The sequence below is a fragment of the Mycobacterium sp. FW102-FHT13B02 genome (assembly GCF_058790275.1).
Genome location: NZ_JBYTCM010000008.1, coordinates 1 through 16097, shown reverse-complemented (window position 1 = coordinate 16097; position 16097 = coordinate 1). Strand labels below are relative to the sequence as shown.

The following is a 16097-nucleotide window of genomic DNA, read 5'->3' as shown; positions in this document are numbered from 1 at the left end:
CGTGACCTCCGATCTGCCGTCGTTGTGGACCCACGAACCACACAGGCACCTGGAGTTCAAACCCGGCCTTCGCGTCGGCGATATCAACCCGGACGCCACCCCGGGATTCCGCGGCAGGAAGGCCGACGCCCCGGACCTGCAGACCGAACGCAACGGTCGGTTCGCCGAACTGCAGGAGATGCTGTACGCGAGCAGCCGGTCCGGCGATACCCGTTCGATACTGCTGGTGCTGCAGGGCATGGACACCGCAGGCAAGGGCGGCATCGTCAAACACGTTGTGGGAGCTGGTAATCCGCAAGGGATTCGCTATGCCAGCTTCGGCAAGCCCACCGAGGAAGAGCTGTCGCACCACTTCCTGTGGCGCATCCGCAACGCCCTGCCCCCTGGCGGGCACATCGGCGTATTTGACCGGTCGCACTATGAGGACGTGCTGATCGTGCGGGTGCACGACCTCGTACCCCCGTCGGTGTGGGACGGCCGGTACGACGAGATCAACGCCTTCGAGCGCGAACTCGTCGACGCCGGGACGACGATCATCAAGGTTGCGATGTTCGTGTCGCTGGACCAGCAGAAGAAGCGGCTCGCGGAGCGGCTCGACCGGCCGGACAAGTACTGGAAGTACAACTCGGCGGATATCGACGAGCGGCTGCTGTGGCCCAAGTACCAGGAGGCCTACCAGGCCCTGCTGGACCGCACCTCCACCGAATACGCGCCATGGCACATCGTGCCGTGCAACCGCAAGTGGTACTCCCGCCTGGCCATCACCGAGCTGCTGATCGAAGCCCTCGAACGGCTCCAACTATCCTGGCCTACAGCAGATTTCGACGTCGAGGCGGAGAAGAAGCGACTGGAGTCCGCTTAGCGCCCAAATAACGGTTATTGACGAAATCTGGCGAAATTCCGTCAGCAACCGTCATCTCGGCGCAAAAAAGAGAACTACTTGACCAACGTGAACTGGCCGATGTTGGTGATGCCGCGACGGAAGAAGTCGGCGCAACCGGTCAGATACTTCATGTAGCGGTCGTAGACCTCCTGGCCTTGCAGGGCGATGGCCTCGTCCTTCTTGGCGGCGAGGTTGGCCGCCCACATGTCCAGCGTGCGCGCGTAGTGCGGACGCAGCAGGTGGATGCGCTCCAGGGTGAATCCCGAGCCCGCGGCGAGCTGCTCGATGTCCTCGACCGCCGGCAGCTGACCGCCGGGGAAGATCTCGTCGCCGATGAACTTCATGAACTTCAGGTCGCTGATGGTCAGCTTGATGCCGTTCTCACGGAAGAACTGCTGGGTGTGCGCCAGGATCGTGTGCAGCAGCATGCGGCCGCCGCTCGAAGGCAGGATGTTGTACGCGCGCTCGAAGAAGATCGGGTAGCGCTCCTGCTTGAAGGCCTCGAAAGCCCCGATCGAGACGATGCGGTCGACAGGCTCGTCGAACTCTTCCCAGCCCTGCATCCGGATCTCGATGCTGCGGTTGGTGTCGATCTTGGCCAGCCGCTCGCGGGCGTACTCCGACTGCTCCTTGCTCAGTGTGATGCCGATGACGTTCACGTCGAACTGGGTGATGGCCCGCTCCAACGCGCCGCCCCAGCCACAGCCGATGTCGAGGAGGGTCATGCCCGGCTTCAGGTCCAGCTTGCCCAGCGCCAGGTCGAACTTGGCGTTCTGCGACTCCTCGAGAGTCATGTCTTCGCGCTCGTAGTAACCGCAGGTGTAACCCATGGTCGGGCCGAGCCACAGGGCGAAGAACTCATTCGAGATGTCGTAGATCGACTGCGACTCCTCGTAATGGGGGGTCAAATCAATGTCGGCTTGTGACATATCGGTATCTATCCTTTGCGTTTACGTCCGCTGGAGCGGGCGGCGCGACCGCATACTGCGGCCAGCTGACATACCCGTACGTGCGCGCCCTCACGGGCCCAGCGAAAAACAACCCGCACGCAAGGTTAACGAAAATTACTGTCAGGCTCCAACCGGGCGTCTGTCAGTAGGTGTAGAAGCCCTTACCGGACTTCTTGCCGAGCTGGCCGGCCTCGACCATGCGCAGCAGCAACGGCGGGGCGGCGTACAGCGGTTCCTTGTACTCGTCGTACATGGAGTCGGCGATCAGCTTCATGGTGTCCAGGCCGACCAGGTCAGCAAGCTTCAGCGGGCCCATCGGGTGCGACAACCCCGCGACGACCGCGGTGTCGATGTCCTCGACTGTGGCGAAGCCCGACTCGGCCATCCGGATGGCAGCCAACAGGTAGGGAACCAGCAGGAAGTTGACAACAAAGCCCGAGCGATCCGCCGCGCGCACGACCTTCTTGCCCAGCACCTCGGCGGCGAAGGTCTCGACGCGGGCAGCGGCCTCCGGGGCGGTCGTCACCGAGGAAATGAGCTCGACCAGAGGCAGCACCGGCACCGGGTTGAAGAAGTGCAGACCCAGCACACGGCTCGGGTTCTTGGTCGCCGCGGCGATGCGCATGATCGGGATGGACGACGTGTTCGACGCCAGCACCGCATCGGGGTCGGCGATGATCTCGTCGAGCTGAGAGAAAACCTTCGCCTTGACGTTGACGTCTTCGACGATGGCCTCGATGACGAGCTGACGGTCGGCCATGTCGGCCAGGTCGTTGGTGAAGCTCAGGCGACCCAGCGCGGCGTCCCGGTCGGCCTCGGCCAACTTGCCCTTCTTGACGGCGTTGTCCAGCGACTTGGTGATCCGCTCCCGGCCGGCGGTGGTCAGCGCCTCGGTCGGCTCGAACGCCAGGACCTGCGCGCCGGCCTTGATGCAGACCTCGGCGATACCGCCGCCCATCTGCCCGGCTCCGATGACCCCGACTCGTTCGATTGCGTTGCTCACCGCTGTCCTCTCCTCGTGACTACTGATGAAGATATGCGACAGGCCCCGCCCAGTTTCTGAGCGGGGCCTGCCGTATCTAGCTTTCGCGGCCGTGAGGGCTGTGCACGGAAATCTCTGCCGATGCGTACACAGCACTCACACTCGTGGCCGACTTAGTGGAACTGACCCTCTTCGGTCGAGCCCTTCAGAGCCGCGGTCGAGGTGTTGGGGTCCACGGTGGTGGCGATGCGGTCGAAGTAACCGGCGCCGACCTCACGCTGGTGCTTGGTGGCGGTGTAGCCACGAGCCTCAGCGGCGAACTCGCGCTCCTGCAGGTCGACGTAGGCGGTCATGCCCTCGCGGGCGTAGCCGTAGGCCAGGTCGAACATCGAGTAGTTCAGGGCGTGGAAGCCGGCCAGGGTGATGAACTGGAACGTGAAGCCCATGGCACCCAGTTCCTTCTGGAACTTGGCGATGGTCGAGTCGTCCAGCGCCTGCTTCCAGTTGAACGACGGGCTGCAGTTGTAGGACAGCAGCTGGTCCGGGAACTCAGCCTTGACGGCCTCGGCGAACTTACGGGCGACCTCGAGGTCCGGCACGCCGGTCTCCATCCAGATCATGTCGGCGTACGGGGCGTAAGCCTTGGCACGCGCGATGCAGGGCTCGATGCCCTTCTGGATGTTGTAGAAGCCCTCGGAGGTGCGCTCACCGGTCACGAACGGCTTGTCGCGGTCGTCCACGTCCGAGGTGATCAGGGTGGCGGCCTCGGCGTCGGTACGCGCGATGACGACGGTGGGGGTGTTCGCGACGTCGGCGGCCAGGCGAGCCGAGGTCAGGGTGCGGATGTGCTGCTGGGTCGGGATCAGCACCTTGCCACCGAGGTGGCCACACTTCTTCTCCGAGGCCAGCTGGTCCTCCCAGTGGGTACCGGCGGCACCCGCGGCGATCATGGCCTTCTGCAGTTCGTAGACGTTCAGGGCGCCGCCGAAGCCGGCTTCACCGTCGGCGACGATCGGAACCAGCCAGTTGTCGACGCTCTTGTCACCCTCGACGCGGGCGATCTCGTCGGCGCGCAGCAGGGCGTTGTTGATGCGGCGGACGACGGCCGGCACCGAGTTGGCCGGGTACAGGCTCTGGTCCGGGTAGGTGTGGCCGGAGAGGTTTGCGTCACCGGCGACCTGCCAACCCGACAGGTAGATGGCCTTCAGGCCGGCGCGGACCTGCTGAACGGCCATGTTGCCGGTCAGGGCGCCCAGGGCGTTGATGTAGGAGCCGTCGCCCTTGGTGACGGCTTCCCACAGGATTTCGGCGCCACGACGCGCGAGGGTGTTCTCCTCGACGACGCTGCCCTGCAGCTCCTCAACCTGAGCTGCGGTGTAGTCGCGGGTGATGCCCTTCCAGCGGGGGTTGGTGTCCCAGTCCTGCTGAATCTCAGCGGCGGTACGTGGCTTTCCGACGTTGGACATTGATGCTCCTTCGTGAGGCCGCGTCGCCGTGGGCGCCAAGATTCAAAGTGATTGTTAACGCTTTGGCGACTTCGCTTGTGTGCTGTCAACGACGATGACACAGCACATACCCGCAGGTAAAGCGGTTACAAGTGCCAACTTTCGCCAACACCCATAGCCAAGTTGCGAAGATTGCGAAGTTGCTGAGTAGCTTGACCGGTTCAGAAGCTACTGATTGGTAACAGATATGCGCTGGTCAGTACGCTCGTACTGTTAAATCGGCGCACTCTCCAGCGCGAACAGGCAGGCGACCGCTTTGACCTCGTCACCGACCACATATGTGAGCGTTGTAACACTGCGGTCACACAGCTCCGGACCGAATTTGTCGGTCGATCCGGCCGGGTACTCGTGCGTGATGATCTCCAGCCGCTCCCCCAGGGCCACCGCGGCGTCGTGCTCGATGGTCACCCGCAGCGGCGCCTCGAGCAGTTCGGGCCGGTAGGTCTGCAGGTAGTCCTCGACCACCGACCAGTAGACGGAGTTGTTCATGTGGTCGAAGAGGTCGATGTCGCTGACCCGCACCGGGAAGTCCACGATCCGGAGCGCATCCTCGCGAGCGCCGGCCTTGAGGTAGCCCTTCCAGCGCAACCGGTCGGTGCTCGCGGTCCGCTTCAGTCCGGCCAGGAAGTCATCGGTGATCCGCGAGGGCCCCTGCGTCTCGCGGTTGATGTTGATCCAGAAGGCCTCGGATTCCATCAGCCCGCCCTTGCGGCCGTCGATCCGCACGCGCATTTCACACCACCGGTTCGACGTGCCCGAACACCAGCGCCGTAGCCGCAAGATGTCGCCACCCTCGATGGGACGGATCAGATCCACCATGGTGCGCCGGACGACCCACGCGGGGTGGACGTCTTCGTAGCCCATCTGGCGAAGCTGGTCCTGGCCGATGTCCTGGATGTGCCGGCACGCGCCGTCGAACCGCAGCCGGCCATTCCGATCGACGTCGGCCATCCGCAGCGGCCACCCCGTATCGAACACGTCGGGATGCCCTTCCGGGACCGGCATCATGACCTTGCCCAGGCCCGTCGCAGCTGTGACGCCGGCCTTTTCGGCGGTCTTCTGAGCGGTTTCGGCAGTGCTCATGGCATCCCTTCCACACGGGTCCCCTCGGCCGGATCGCCAAACTCATCCCGCGGGCCCGATACTGCCACAGCGCCGTTTTGCCAATAATGCGAAGGCAGTATTCACATAATTGTTAGGCTGAAGTCCATGGCGAAGACTTTCGTTGGCTCACGGGTGCGTCAGCTCCGCGGCGAACGCGGCTTCAGCCAGGCCGCGCTGGCTCAGATGCTCGACATCTCGCCCAGCTACCTCAACCAGATCGAGCACGACGTCCGGCCCCTGAGCGTGGCCGTGCTGCTTCGCATCACCGAGGTGTTCGGGGTCGACGCGACGTTCTTCGCCTCACAGGACGACACCCGTCTGGTCGCCGAGTTGCGCGAAGCGCTGATGGACCGGGACCTGGGCGTCGACGTCGACATTCCGGAGATCGCCGACCTGGTCAGCACCCACCCGACGATGGCCCGCGCGATGGTCGATCTACACCGTCGCTACCGGTTGTCGACCGCACAGCTGGCCGCGGCCACCGAAGACCGGTTCTCCGACGGCAGCGGCACCGGGGCCATCACCATGCCGCACGAAGAGGTGCGCGACTACTTCTACATGCGGCAGAACTACCTCCACGAACTCGACACCGCGGCGGAGGAGTTCATTCTCCGCATGCACATGCGGCGGTCCGAGCTGTCCCGCGAGCTGGCCGAGCGGCTGAGCCGCGTGCACCACGTGCGCATCGTGCAGCGGCTCGAGCTCGGCGACAACGTGCTGCACCGGTACGACCCCGAGACCCGGACGCTGGAGATCGGCAGCCACCTGTCGTCGGGGCAGTACGTGTTCAAGCTGGCCGCCGAGCTGGCCTACCTGGAATTCGGCGATCTGCTGGAAAGCCTGGTGGCCGAAGGTAATTTCACCAGCGAGGAGTCCGTAAAACTGGCCCGCATGGGGCTGGCCAACTACTTCGCCGCGGCCGCAGTGCTGCCTTATGGCCAATTCCACGCCGTCGCAGAGGAATTCCGCTACGACGTCGAGCGGCTGTCGGCGTACCACTCGGTGAGTTACGAGACCATCGCACACCGGCTGTCGACGCTGCAGCGGCCGTCGATGCGCGGCGTGCCGCTGTCGTTCGTCCGCGTCGACCGGGCCGGGAACATGTCGAAACGCCAGTCCGCCACCGGCTTTCACTTCTCCTCGTCGGGCGGCACCTGTCCCCTCTGGAACGTCTACGAGACATTCGCGAACCCGGGCAAGGTACTGGTGCAGATCGCCCAGATGCCCGACGGGCGCAACTACATGTGGGTGGCGCGCACCGTGGAACGACGGGCCGCGCGCTACGGCCAACCCGGCAAGACTTTCGCCATCGGGCTGGGTTGCGAACTGCGCCATGCCAATCGGCTGGTCTATTCCGAAGGGCTGGACCTGTCCGGCGGGGCCGCGACGCCCATCGGCTCGGGCTGCCGGGTGTGCGAGCGGGACAACTGTCCGCAGCGCGCGTTCCCCGCGCTGGGCCGGGAACTGGACCTCGATGAACACCGCAGCACCGTGACGCCGTACGTGGTCAAGCGGGCGAATCAGTGACCCGGGGGCGGCGCGGGCAAAGCCTGGTCTAACCCTGCACCGTGGGGCGAATGGTGATGTCACCGATCTCGACGTCGTGCGGTTGTTCGACAGCAAAGACGACGGCGCGCCCGATGGCAGCCGGCGGGATACCGAAGTCGTCCATGTCGCGGCGGATCTGCGCCCGGATGGCTGGGTCCTCGATCGAGCTGTCGAGTTCGGTTCGGACAAACCCCGGCGATATCGACGTGGTCCGCACCGCACCGTTCCTCGACTCTTGGCGCAGGCCTTCCATGAGGGTGCGCACGGCGTTCTTGGTGGCCGCGTAGACCGCCATGTTGGGCACGATCTTGAGTCCCGCGGTTGACACGGTGGTTACGAAGTGACCCTGGCCCTGTCGCTGAAACACCGGAAGCGCCGCAGCGATGCCATGGAGCACGCCCCGAAGATTCACGTCGATCATCGCCGACCATCCGCCAACGTCGAGATCGGAGACTGGTCCGATCTTGCTGATGCCGGCGTTACTCACCAACACGTCGAGCCGGCCGAACTCATCCACGGCACTGGCGACGAGCCGCTCCAGGTCGCCGTGGCGGGCAACGTCGGTCGCACACGCGAGAACCCGCCCACCGCGTGCGCGGATCTTGTCGGCAAGTTCGTCGAGTCGCTCTCTTCGCCGAGCAGCGAGAACTACCACGGCACCGCGTTCCGCGAGCAGGAGTGCGGTCGCCTCACCGATGCCGCTGCTAGCTCCGGTGATGGCTATGACTTTGCCGTCGACCCCAGACATCTTCGACACCTGATCTCTCTCGATCTCGCTCGCGCCGGGTTCGGAACGCTCGTCCAGGCGAACCTAGCCCATCTCACCGAAGCCGCGCGCACGAAGCTTGGCTGCGGCCCGCGGCCGTCACGCAGTTGGACTCTCTGACGCCTCGCCGGGCAACCGCTCGATCGCCGGCGCAGATGCGCCCGGATGCGCGAAGAACGTGGCGTAGAAGCCGTAGGCCAACGTGGCGAACGCGCCAATGATGAGCAGTCCGAACATGATTGGATACTGCGCCATCCACCCGGACAGATAGCGAACACACAGCATCAGGCCGACGATGATGGCCGCGCCACCGGCAATCAGCCGCAGTCGGGCCTGGACACCAGGCCGAACCGGTTCCCGCAGAGCCGATTCCACCGTCAGGCACAACGCCGCACCGACCACCAGGTCGACGCCATAGTGGAAGCCGAAGCCCAGGGTCGCGGCCAGGGTGCCCACCAGCCAGCAGGTGCCGCCGATACGTAGCCACCGCGGACCCGAGCGGGAATGGATGAACACGGCCAGCGCCCATGCCGTATGCAGCGACGGCATGCAGTTACGCGGCGTCGACGTGTCGAACGCGATGGGCATCGCCGACCCGTCGACCGGCGGCAGCAGCGCCGGCCAGAAGTCGCCGACCTGAAATCCGCCACCGGCCGGGCCGAACGCATAGGTGGGCCCCACCAACGGGAACATCAGATAGATCAACGGACCGATCAGACCGAGCACCAAGAAGGTCCGGACGACGAAGTGCCGCGGCCACCGTCCACCCGTCGTCACGTTCCGCAGCTGATAGATGGCCACCACGGTCGCGGCGGCGGAGAGTTCGAGATACACCCAGTGCAGTACGAAGTAGAGCACCGAGTGGTGCTGGACCAACTGGGCCATCACCCATGACGGCTGCCCCAGCGCGACGTCGGCCCGCGCCGCGAATTCATCGAGCACCGTGGGCCGCGTCAACGACGTGATCGTCAGCCAGGCGTCACCGGCTTTGGTGGCCAGAACGAGCAGCAGACCGGTGGCAACGCCCTTGAGCGCAGTGTCGCGCTGCGGGTCGGTCCACCGCAGCGCGGCAAATACGCCCAGCCCGGTGAGAACGACCAGCGCACCGCTGCCCATCGCTGAATGCAGGCCGAGAAAATCCCGCCCAGCGACGAAGGCCACGTCGAGCCCCAGCGCAGTGGCCGCGGCCGGCAGCCGGTACTGCCGCGGCACCGCGATCAACGCCACCACCAGCGCCGCCCAGGGGACTGTGAATCCCGCCGGCTTTCCGACGTAATCGCCGATCAAGCGCTCAAGCGGACCCCGGAATCCACACAGCATCGCCGTGATCTGCAGCGCGCACATGAACGTCGCGACCAGCGCAATGCCGATCGCGACCTTCGTCCGGGTCGGTACACCCTCCTTAAGAAAGGGTGAATGTTCCGTGAACACGTCATAGACGATAGGTCGTCGGGCGCCGCTACCAGCAATTTGCGACCAATTCGCGACTCACCGTTTCCACACCATGGCTCGACCCTATGACGCCCTCGCCTGTGCCAGACTCGGGAATTGTGAACACCATCGAGCCGGCCCGTATCGAACCCGGCGGCTTCCGTGAACTCGGCCCGCTCAACTGGGTCATCGCCAAGATCGGCGCCAAGACCATCCGGGCGCCGCGGTTCACCCTCTTCAATGTCCTCGGCCAGCATCATCTGCTGTTCCTGACGTTCCTGCCCTACTCCGGAATGCTGCTGGGCCGCAGCAAGCTCGGGCTCAAGGATGCCGAGCTGGTCATCCTGCGCGTCGGGCATCTGCGCGGCAGCGAGTACGAGCTGCAGCAGCACCGTCGCCTCGCCCGCAGCCGCGGCGTCGATGCCGAGACACAGGCCCGGATTTTCGAAGGCCCGGACGCCGAGGGCCTCACCGACCGGCAGCGCGTCCTGATCACCGCAACGGACGAGTTCGTCATCACGCGCTCGGTGTCCGACCAGACGTGGAAGTCGCTGGCGTCCTACCTCGATCGCAAACAGCTCATCGAATTCTGTCTGCTGGCAGCGCAATACGACGGTCTGGCGGCGACCATCGCCACGCTGCGCGTCCCGTTGGATTTCCCGGACTGAGCGCTCGAACATGAGCTTGTGTGCGAAATTCCATGAGAACTCGGCACACAAGCTCAGTCTCGGCGACTAGAGGTACGTCACCCCGAGGACGGCGAGCGTCATCAGCACCGGCGCGACGGGCAGGCACCACAGGAACGCGGACTTCGCAAAAGCCTTGCGCTCCTGAAACTCTCGAGCGAAGAACACGGTCACCCCGGCCACTACGAAGACCACGCCGGACATCACCAGCACCCAGAAACTGATCCTGGTGGTGTCCATCGCAAGCGAGATGGCCAACAGCCACAACATGTGGCCGACGACCAAACCGCCTATCGCGGCAACAACATTGGCGCGCAAAACCGACCTAGAAGTTGATCATGTGGCCGGCCAGGCCGTGGATGGCCTCCTGCAGCGCCTCCGACAACGTCGGGTGCGTGTGCACGTTGCGGGCCAGCTCGTTGACGGTCAGATCCCACTTCTGGGCCAGCGTCAGCTCGGGCAGCAGCTCGGACACGTCGGGTCCGATGAGGTGGCCACCGATCAGCTCGCCGTACTTGGCGTCGGCGATCAGCTTCACGAAGCCGGTCGGGTCGGCCAGGCCGTGCGCCTTGCCGTTGGCGGTGAACGGGAACTTGGCGACTTTAACCTCGTAGCCCTCGGCCTTGGCCTGCTCCTCGGTGAGCCCGAAGCTCGCCACCTGCGGCTGGCAGAACGTGGCGCGCGGCATCATCCGGTAGTCGCCGAACGCCATGGTCTCGGCACCGGCGATGGTCTCGGCGGCCACCACGCCCATCGCCTCGGCCACGTGCGCCAGCATCAACTTGGCGGTCACATCACCGATCGCGTAGATGTGCGGCACGTTGGTACGCATGTAGTCGTCGATCGCGATGGCGCCGCGCTCGGTGAGCGCCACACCCGTCGTCTCGAGGCCGAAGCCGTCGACATTGGGCCCGAAACCGATGGCCTGCAACACCTTCTCGGCCTTGAGTTCGTCGGTCTTGCCGTCCTTGCTCACCACGACGGTCACGTCTGACCCATTGTCGGTGATGGACTCGACCTTGGTGCCGGTGAGGATCTTGACGCCCAGCTTCTTGTACTGCTTCTCGATCTCCTTGGAGACCTCGGCGTCCTCGTTGGGCAGCGCGCGCGGCAGGAACTCGACGATGGTCACGTCGACGCCGTAGTTCTTCAGGACGTACGCGAACTCCATGCCGATGGCGCCCGCGCCGGCGATGATGATCGAGGCCGGCAGCTCCCGCGTCATGATCTGCTTCTCGTAGGTGACGACGTTCTCGCTCAGCGAGGTGCCGGGCACCAGCCGGACCGACGACCCGGTCGCGATGATCGCGCTGTCGAAGGTCAGCTCCTCGGTGCCACCTTCGTTGAGCTTGACCGACATCGACTTGGGCCCGGTGAAGGTGCCGTAGCCGTGCACCTCGGTGATCTTGTTCTTCTTCATCAGGAAGTGCACGCCCGCGACGCGGCCCTCGGCGACCTTGCGGCTGCGGTCGAACGCCGCGCCGAAGTCGAAGCTGGCCTCGCCACTGATGCCGAAGGTCTTGGCTTCCTTGGTGAAGATGTGCGCCAGCTCCGCATTGCGCAGCAGGGCCTTGGATGGGATGCATCCCACGTTGAGACAGACGCCGCCCCAATACTTCGGTTCGACGATGGCGGTGGTCAGCCCCAGCTGGGCTGCGCGAATGGCGGCGACATATCCGCCGGGACCGGCTCCGAGAACGACGACGTCATAGTGAGTCACATGCACACCTTATAGGCGCGGCGACGAGGAGGGTCGGGAGACCGATTCAACCGCGCGAAACGTGGGTATATCGCGGGGACCTATCGCCGGAAAGGGTCGATGCCCCATGTCAAATTCCTTGATGCCGCACTTCAGCGACGTGCAGGCGCACTACGACCTGTCTGACGAGTTCTTCCGGCTGTTCCTCGATCCGACCCAGACCTACAGCTGCGCCTACTTCGTGCGCGACGATATGACGCTGCAGGAAGCACAGCTGGCGAAGATCGATCTGGCGCTCAGCAAGCTCGGCCTCCTGCCGGGCATGAAATTGCTGGACATCGGCTGTGGATGGGGCTCGACCATGCTGCGCGCCATCGAACGCTACGACGTCGACGTGATCGGCCTGACGCTGTCGATGAACCAGGCGGCCCATGTCCAGCGCACCTTCGATCGGTTGGACTCGACCCGCAGCCGCGAGGTCCGGTTGCAGGGCTGGGAGCAGTTCGACGAACCGGTCGACCGGATCGTCTCGATCGGTGCTTTCGAGCATTTCGGGCCCGATCGCTATCCGGAATTCTTCCGGCGGACGTATGCGGCCATGCCGCCCGACGGCGTGATGCTGCTGCACACCATCTGTGGTTTCGACTTCCGGGACGCCAAGGAACTTGGGATACCGCTGACCTTCGAATTCGCCCGGTTCGTGAAGTTTTTGATGACGGACATCTTCCCGGGCGGCCGGCTGCCGATCATCCCCGTGGTGGAGGAGCTCGCGACCGATGCCGGATACACCGTCAGCCGGAAACACTCGTTGCAGCCGCATTACGCCACGACCCTCGACATCTGGGCGGAGAACTTGGCGGAGCACCGGGACGAGGCCATCAAAATCCAGTCGCAAGAGGTCTATGACCGCTACCAGAAGTATCTGACCGGGTGCGCGGAACTGTTCCGCAACAAGCAGGCCGACGTCGTCCAGTTCACCTTGGAGAAGTAGTTCACCATGACCGAAACCACCTCCACCACAGCGCAATTGCAGCCGCACTTCGAAGACATCCAGGCCCACTACGACATCTCCGACGACTTCTTCGGGCTGTTCCAGGACCCCAGCCGTACCTACAGCTGCGCCTACTTCGAACCGCCCGGCCTCAGCCTCGAAGACGCCCAGGTGGCGAAGATCGACCTGAACCTCGACAAGCTGAACCTGGAACCGGGGATGACACTGCTGGACATCGGCTGCGGCTGGGGTGCGACCATGCGCCGCGCCGTCGAGCGGTACGACGTCAACGTCATCGGCCTCACCCTGTCCAAGAATCAGTTCGCGTACACCGAGCGGCTGCTGGACGACGTCGACAGTGCGCGGACGCGCGAACTGCAGCTCCACGGCTGGGAGCAGTTCCACCGGCCGGTGGACCGCATCGTGTCCATCGAGGCCTTCGAGCACTTCGGCTTCGACCGGTATGACGACTTCTTCAAGAACTGCTTCGACATCCTGCCCGCCGGCGGCCGGATGGTGATCCAGAGCAGCACCGGATACCACCCGTACGACCTGAACCGGCGCGGCAAGGCCCTGACCTTCGAGACCGCCCGCTTCATCAAGTTCATGGTCACGGAGATCTTTCCGGGCGGACGGATCCCGACTGCCGACATGATGGTCGAGCACGGCAGGAAAGCGGGATTCGAGGTGCCGGAATGCCTATCGCTGCGCCCGCACTACATCCAGACTCTCGGCATCTGGGCCGACGCGTTGGAAGCGCATCGCGAGCAGGCCCTCGCCATCACCTCGGGCGAGGTCTACCAGCGCCACATGCGGTACCTGCGTGGGTGCCAGCACTATTTCACCGATGAGATGCTCGACGTCAATCTGGTGACCTACGTCAAGCCCGAGGCCTGACCCCACTCGGCACCGGACACGCCTCTTCGACGTGGTCGACGACGAGCGTGCCGCCGCTCACCGGTCGCGCACCCTGCGCGTACTGCGCGCCGGTGACGGGCGGCTGCGCGCCCAGTTCGGCGTTCTCCGCTTCGGTGAACACCCGGCCGCGCGACAGGAACCGCTTGCCTTCGGGCGCCTCCAGGCTGAACCCGCTGCCCCGCCCCTCGACGACGTCGATGATCAGCTGCGTGTGCTGCCAGGCCTCGAACTGTGGCCCGGAGATCCACACCGGGACGCCGTCGGGGCCGACGTCGAGCACCGCCAGCAGGACGTCCCGATCCCCGACGATGAAGTCGCCGTCGGGGTAACACATCGGCGACGACCCGTCGCAGCACCCGCCGGACTGGTGAAACATCAAGGGCCCGTGCTGGTCCTGCAGCGCGCGCAACAGATCGGCGGCTTCGGCGGTGATCAGCGCCCGAGATGGCATACGGCCACCCTACGCCGGAGGGTAAGAATGACCACGTGAGTTCTGAATCCCCAGTTGATCCTGTCGCTGCGCTCGCCCAGGCCGCCGAAGATCCCTACCTGTGGCTGGAGGACGTCACTGGTGACGACGCCCTCGCGTGGGTGCGCGAGCACAACGAGCCGACGATCGCCGAGTTCGGCGGCGAGCGCTTCGAGCAGATGCGCACCGACGCCCTCGAAGTGATGGACACCGACGCCCGCATCCCCTACGTCCGGCGGCGCGGCGAGTTCCTCTACAACTACTGGCGCGACGCGGAGAACCCCCGCGGGCTGTGGCGGCGCACCACGCTGGACAGCTACCGCACCGACGCCCCCGAGTGGGACGTGCTGATCGATCTGGACAAGCTCGCGGCCGACGAGGACGCGAACTGGGTCTGGGCCGGTGCCGACGTCATCGAGCCCGGGCTGAACCTGGCATTGATCGCGCTCTCACGCGGCGGCGCCGACGCCACCGTGGTGCGCGAGTTCGACATGGAGACACGGCTGTTCGTCGACGACGGCTTCAGCCTGCCGGAGGCCAAGTCCAGCGTCTCGTGGGAGACGCCCGACACGGTGTTGGTCGGCACCGATTTCGGGCCTGGCGCCATGACCGAGTCGGGGTATCCCCGGATCGTCAAGCGGTGGCACCGTGGGCAGCCACTGTCGGAGGCCGTGACGATCTTCGAAGGCACCGCCTCGGACGTCAGCGTCGGCGCGGGTTACGACAGCACACCGGGTTTCGAGCGGTTGATGGTGTCGCGGTCCACCGATTTCTTCAACCGCGAACGCTACGAGGTCCGCGGCGACGAGCTGATCCGCATCGACGTACCCACCGATGCCGCGATCTCCATCCACCGGGAATGGCTGCTGATCCGGCCCCGAGCCGAGTGGACCGTCGGTGAGACGACATACGCGGCGGGGACGCTGCTCGCCTCGCGCTACGACGACTACCTCGCCGGAAACCGGGATCTGAGCGTGGTTTTCGAGCCCGACGACCACAGCAGCATGCAGAATTTCGCGTGGACCCGCGACCGGCTGCTGCTGCAGACCTTGGTCGACGTCATCGGCCACATCGAACTGGTCACCCCCGGCACGTGGGAGCGCGAGGACATCCCCGGCGTCCCCGAGAACGCCACCACGGTCATCGTCGACGTCGACGAGTACGGCGACGAAATCTTCCTCGACTCAAGCGGATTCGACAGCCCGTCGCGCCTGCTCTGGGGGCATGCCGGCGGCGCGGTGGCCGAGATCAAGCGGGCGCCGGGCTTTTTCGACGCTTCCGAGGTCGAGGTGTCGCAGCACTTCGCTACCTCCGCCGACGGCACCCGCATCCCGTATTTCGTTGTGGGACAACGCGGTGTCACAGAGCCCAGGAAGACACTGCTGAGCGGGTACGGCGGCTTCGAGTCATCGATGCTGCCCGGCTACGCCGGAGTGCTCGGCCGGTTGTGGCTGACCCAGGGCGGCACCTACGTCGAGGCCAATATCCGCGGCGGCGGTGAATACGGCCCCCGCTGGCACACGCAGGCGATACGCGAGGGCCGCCACCTGGTCTACGAGGACTTCGCCGCCGTCGCGGCTGATCTGGTGCGGCGCGGCATCACGACTGTCGACCAGCTGGCCGCCGAGGGTGGCAGCAACGGCGGGTTGCTGATGGGCGTGATGCTCACGCGGTATCCGGAATTGTTCGGCGCCCTGGTGTGCAGCGTGCCGCTGCTGGACATGAAGCGGTATCACCTGTTGCTCGCCGGTGCCTCGTGGATGGCCGAGTACGGCGACCCCGACAACCCCGACGACTGGGAGTTCATCTCGAAGTACTCGCCATACCAGAACATTTCGGCCGATCGGAAGTACCCGGCGCTGCTGATGACCACCTCGACGCGCGACGACCGGGTACACCCCGGCCACGCGCGGAAGATGACGGCAGCGCTCAAGGCCGTCGGCCACCGCGTCAGCTACTACGAGAACATCGAAGGCGGACACGGTGGAGCCGCGGACAATTCGCAGGCCGCGTTCAAGGCCGCGCTGGTGTACTCGTTCCTGGAGCAAACCGTCGGCCGCTCGTGATTTGTGCACGATTTTCCGCGCCGGGTGGCTGTTGCGTTTTGTGTTGCGTGGTTGATGCACTCGGGTTTTGAGTGGGGTCGCGGCGTGTCATCTTCGGTT

At 64.9% G+C, this 16097-nt stretch carries 15 protein-coding genes; 6 read left to right on the top strand and 9 right to left on the bottom strand.

What is annotated here, in order from left to right; genetic code table 11:
• Position 1: 1 nt before the first annotated feature.
• Positions 2-862 (top strand): polyphosphate kinase 2 family protein, encoded by an 861-nt coding sequence (locus AC3WTE_RS15655; RefSeq protein ID WP_492438843.1) that lies wholly within the window; start codon positions 2-4, stop codon positions 860-862.
• A gap of 74 nt (positions 863-936) precedes the next feature.
• Here AC3WTE_RS15655 and AC3WTE_RS15650 read toward each other — a convergent pair whose 3' ends face one another.
• From AC3WTE_RS15650 to AC3WTE_RS15635, 4 genes are all read right to left on the bottom strand, one after another.
• Positions 937-1812: a cyclopropane mycolic acid synthase family methyltransferase gene (locus AC3WTE_RS15650; RefSeq protein WP_459366862.1), complete on the bottom strand. Its 876-nt coding sequence runs from the start codon at positions 1810-1812 to the stop codon at positions 937-939.
• A 163-nt stretch (positions 1813-1975) separates the two neighbouring features.
• Positions 1976-2836, bottom strand: a complete 861-nt coding sequence (locus AC3WTE_RS15645; RefSeq protein WP_492438841.1) for a 3-hydroxybutyryl-CoA dehydrogenase — start codon at positions 2834-2836, stop codon at positions 1976-1978.
• 152 nt (positions 2837-2988) lie between these two features.
• Positions 2989-4281: an isocitrate lyase gene (gene aceA, locus AC3WTE_RS15640; protein ID WP_492438839.1), complete on the bottom strand. Its 1293-nt coding sequence runs from the start codon at positions 4279-4281 to the stop codon at positions 2989-2991.
• A 252-nt stretch (positions 4282-4533) separates the two neighbouring features.
• Positions 4534-5328: an acyl-ACP thioesterase domain-containing protein gene (locus tag AC3WTE_RS15635; protein ID WP_492439190.1), complete on the bottom strand. Its 795-nt coding sequence runs from the start codon at positions 5326-5328 to the stop codon at positions 4534-4536.
• A gap of 201 nt (positions 5329-5529) precedes the next feature.
• On the opposite strand from AC3WTE_RS15635, the gene ramB reads away from it, so the two are divergent.
• Positions 5530-6951, top strand: a complete 1422-nt coding sequence (gene ramB / locus AC3WTE_RS15630; protein ID WP_492438837.1) for an acetate metabolism transcriptional regulator RamB — start codon at positions 5530-5532, stop codon at positions 6949-6951.
• A 28-nt stretch (positions 6952-6979) separates the two neighbouring features.
• Here the strand turns inward: ramB and AC3WTE_RS15625 are convergent, their stop codons facing one another.
• Both AC3WTE_RS15625 and AC3WTE_RS15620 read right to left on the bottom strand, forming a co-directional pair.
• Positions 6980-7720, bottom strand: coding sequence for an SDR family oxidoreductase (locus tag AC3WTE_RS15625; protein WP_492438835.1), 741 nt, complete (start codon positions 7718-7720; stop codon positions 6980-6982).
• Between the two features lie 117 nt (positions 7721-7837).
• Positions 7838-9169, bottom strand: a complete 1332-nt coding sequence (locus AC3WTE_RS15620; RefSeq protein WP_492438833.1) for a phosphatase PAP2 family protein — start codon at positions 9167-9169, stop codon at positions 7838-7840.
• Between the two features lie 119 nt (positions 9170-9288).
• On the opposite strand from AC3WTE_RS15620, the gene AC3WTE_RS15615 reads away from it, so the two are divergent.
• The gene (locus AC3WTE_RS15615; protein WP_492438831.1) at positions 9289-9837 is read left to right on the top strand and encodes a carboxymuconolactone decarboxylase family protein; all 549 of its coding nucleotides are present in this window, start codon (positions 9289-9291) and stop codon (positions 9835-9837) included.
• Between the two features lie 66 nt (positions 9838-9903).
• On the opposite strand, the gene AC3WTE_RS15610 is transcribed toward AC3WTE_RS15615, so the two are convergent.
• A complete protein-coding gene (locus AC3WTE_RS15610) occupies positions 9904-10113 on the bottom strand; it encodes a hypothetical protein (protein WP_492438829.1) in 210 nt (69 codons plus the stop codon).
• A 67-nt stretch (positions 10114-10180) separates the two neighbouring features.
• Positions 10181-11575, bottom strand: a complete 1395-nt coding sequence (gene lpdA, locus AC3WTE_RS15605; RefSeq protein WP_492438827.1) for a dihydrolipoyl dehydrogenase — start codon at positions 11573-11575, stop codon at positions 10181-10183.
• A 106-nt stretch (positions 11576-11681) separates the two neighbouring features.
• On the opposite strand from lpdA, the gene AC3WTE_RS15600 reads away from it, so the two are divergent.
• Positions 11682-12545 (top strand): cyclopropane mycolic acid synthase family methyltransferase, encoded by an 864-nt coding sequence (locus AC3WTE_RS15600; RefSeq protein ID WP_492438825.1) that lies wholly within the window; start codon positions 11682-11684, stop codon positions 12543-12545.
• 6 nt (positions 12546-12551) lie between these two features.
• Positions 12552-13442: a cyclopropane mycolic acid synthase family methyltransferase gene (locus AC3WTE_RS15595; protein WP_492438823.1), complete on the top strand. Its 891-nt coding sequence runs from the start codon at positions 12552-12554 to the stop codon at positions 13440-13442.
• Here the strand turns inward: AC3WTE_RS15595 and AC3WTE_RS15590 are convergent.
• Positions 13426-13914, bottom strand: a complete 489-nt coding sequence (locus AC3WTE_RS15590; protein WP_492438821.1) for a DUF779 domain-containing protein — start codon at positions 13912-13914, stop codon at positions 13426-13428. The genes AC3WTE_RS15595 and AC3WTE_RS15590 overlap by 17 nt on opposite strands.
• Positions 13915-13949: 35 nt before the next feature.
• Here AC3WTE_RS15590 and AC3WTE_RS15585 point away from each other — a divergent pair, with 35 nt between their 5' ends.
• Complete coding sequence (locus AC3WTE_RS15585; RefSeq protein WP_492438819.1) at positions 13950-15998, top strand: prolyl oligopeptidase family serine peptidase; 2049 nt, start codon at positions 13950-13952, stop codon at positions 15996-15998.
• The last annotated feature ends 99 nt before the right edge of the window (positions 15999-16097 follow it).

Bases quoted from the DNA above. Each gene is read 5' to 3' on its own strand.
- AC3WTE_RS15600 (WP_492438825.1), top strand. From the start codon at position 11,682: ATGTCAAATTCCTTGATGCCGCACTTCAGCGACGTGCAGGCGCACTAC.
- AC3WTE_RS15590 (WP_492438821.1), bottom strand. From the start codon at position 13,914: ATGCCATCTCGGGCGCTGATCACCGCCGAAGCCGCCGATCTGTTGCGC.
- AC3WTE_RS15625 (WP_492438835.1), bottom strand. From the start codon at position 7,720: ATGTCTGGGGTCGACGGCAAAGTCATAGCCATCACCGGAGCTAGCAGC.
- AC3WTE_RS15650 (WP_459366862.1), bottom strand. From the start codon at position 1,812: ATGTCACAAGCCGACATTGATTTGACCCCCCATTACGAGGAGTCGCAG.
- aceA (WP_492438839.1), bottom strand. From the start codon at position 4,281: ATGTCCAACGTCGGAAAGCCACGTACCGCCGCTGAGATTCAGCAGGAC.
- AC3WTE_RS15635 (WP_492439190.1), bottom strand. From the start codon at position 5,328: ATGATGCCGGTCCCGGAAGGGCATCCCGACGTGTTCGATACGGGGTGG.
- AC3WTE_RS15595 (WP_492438823.1), top strand. From the start codon at position 12,552: ATGACCGAAACCACCTCCACCACAGCGCAATTGCAGCCGCACTTCGAA.
- ramB (WP_492438837.1), top strand. From the start codon at position 5,530: ATGGCGAAGACTTTCGTTGGCTCACGGGTGCGTCAGCTCCGCGGCGAA.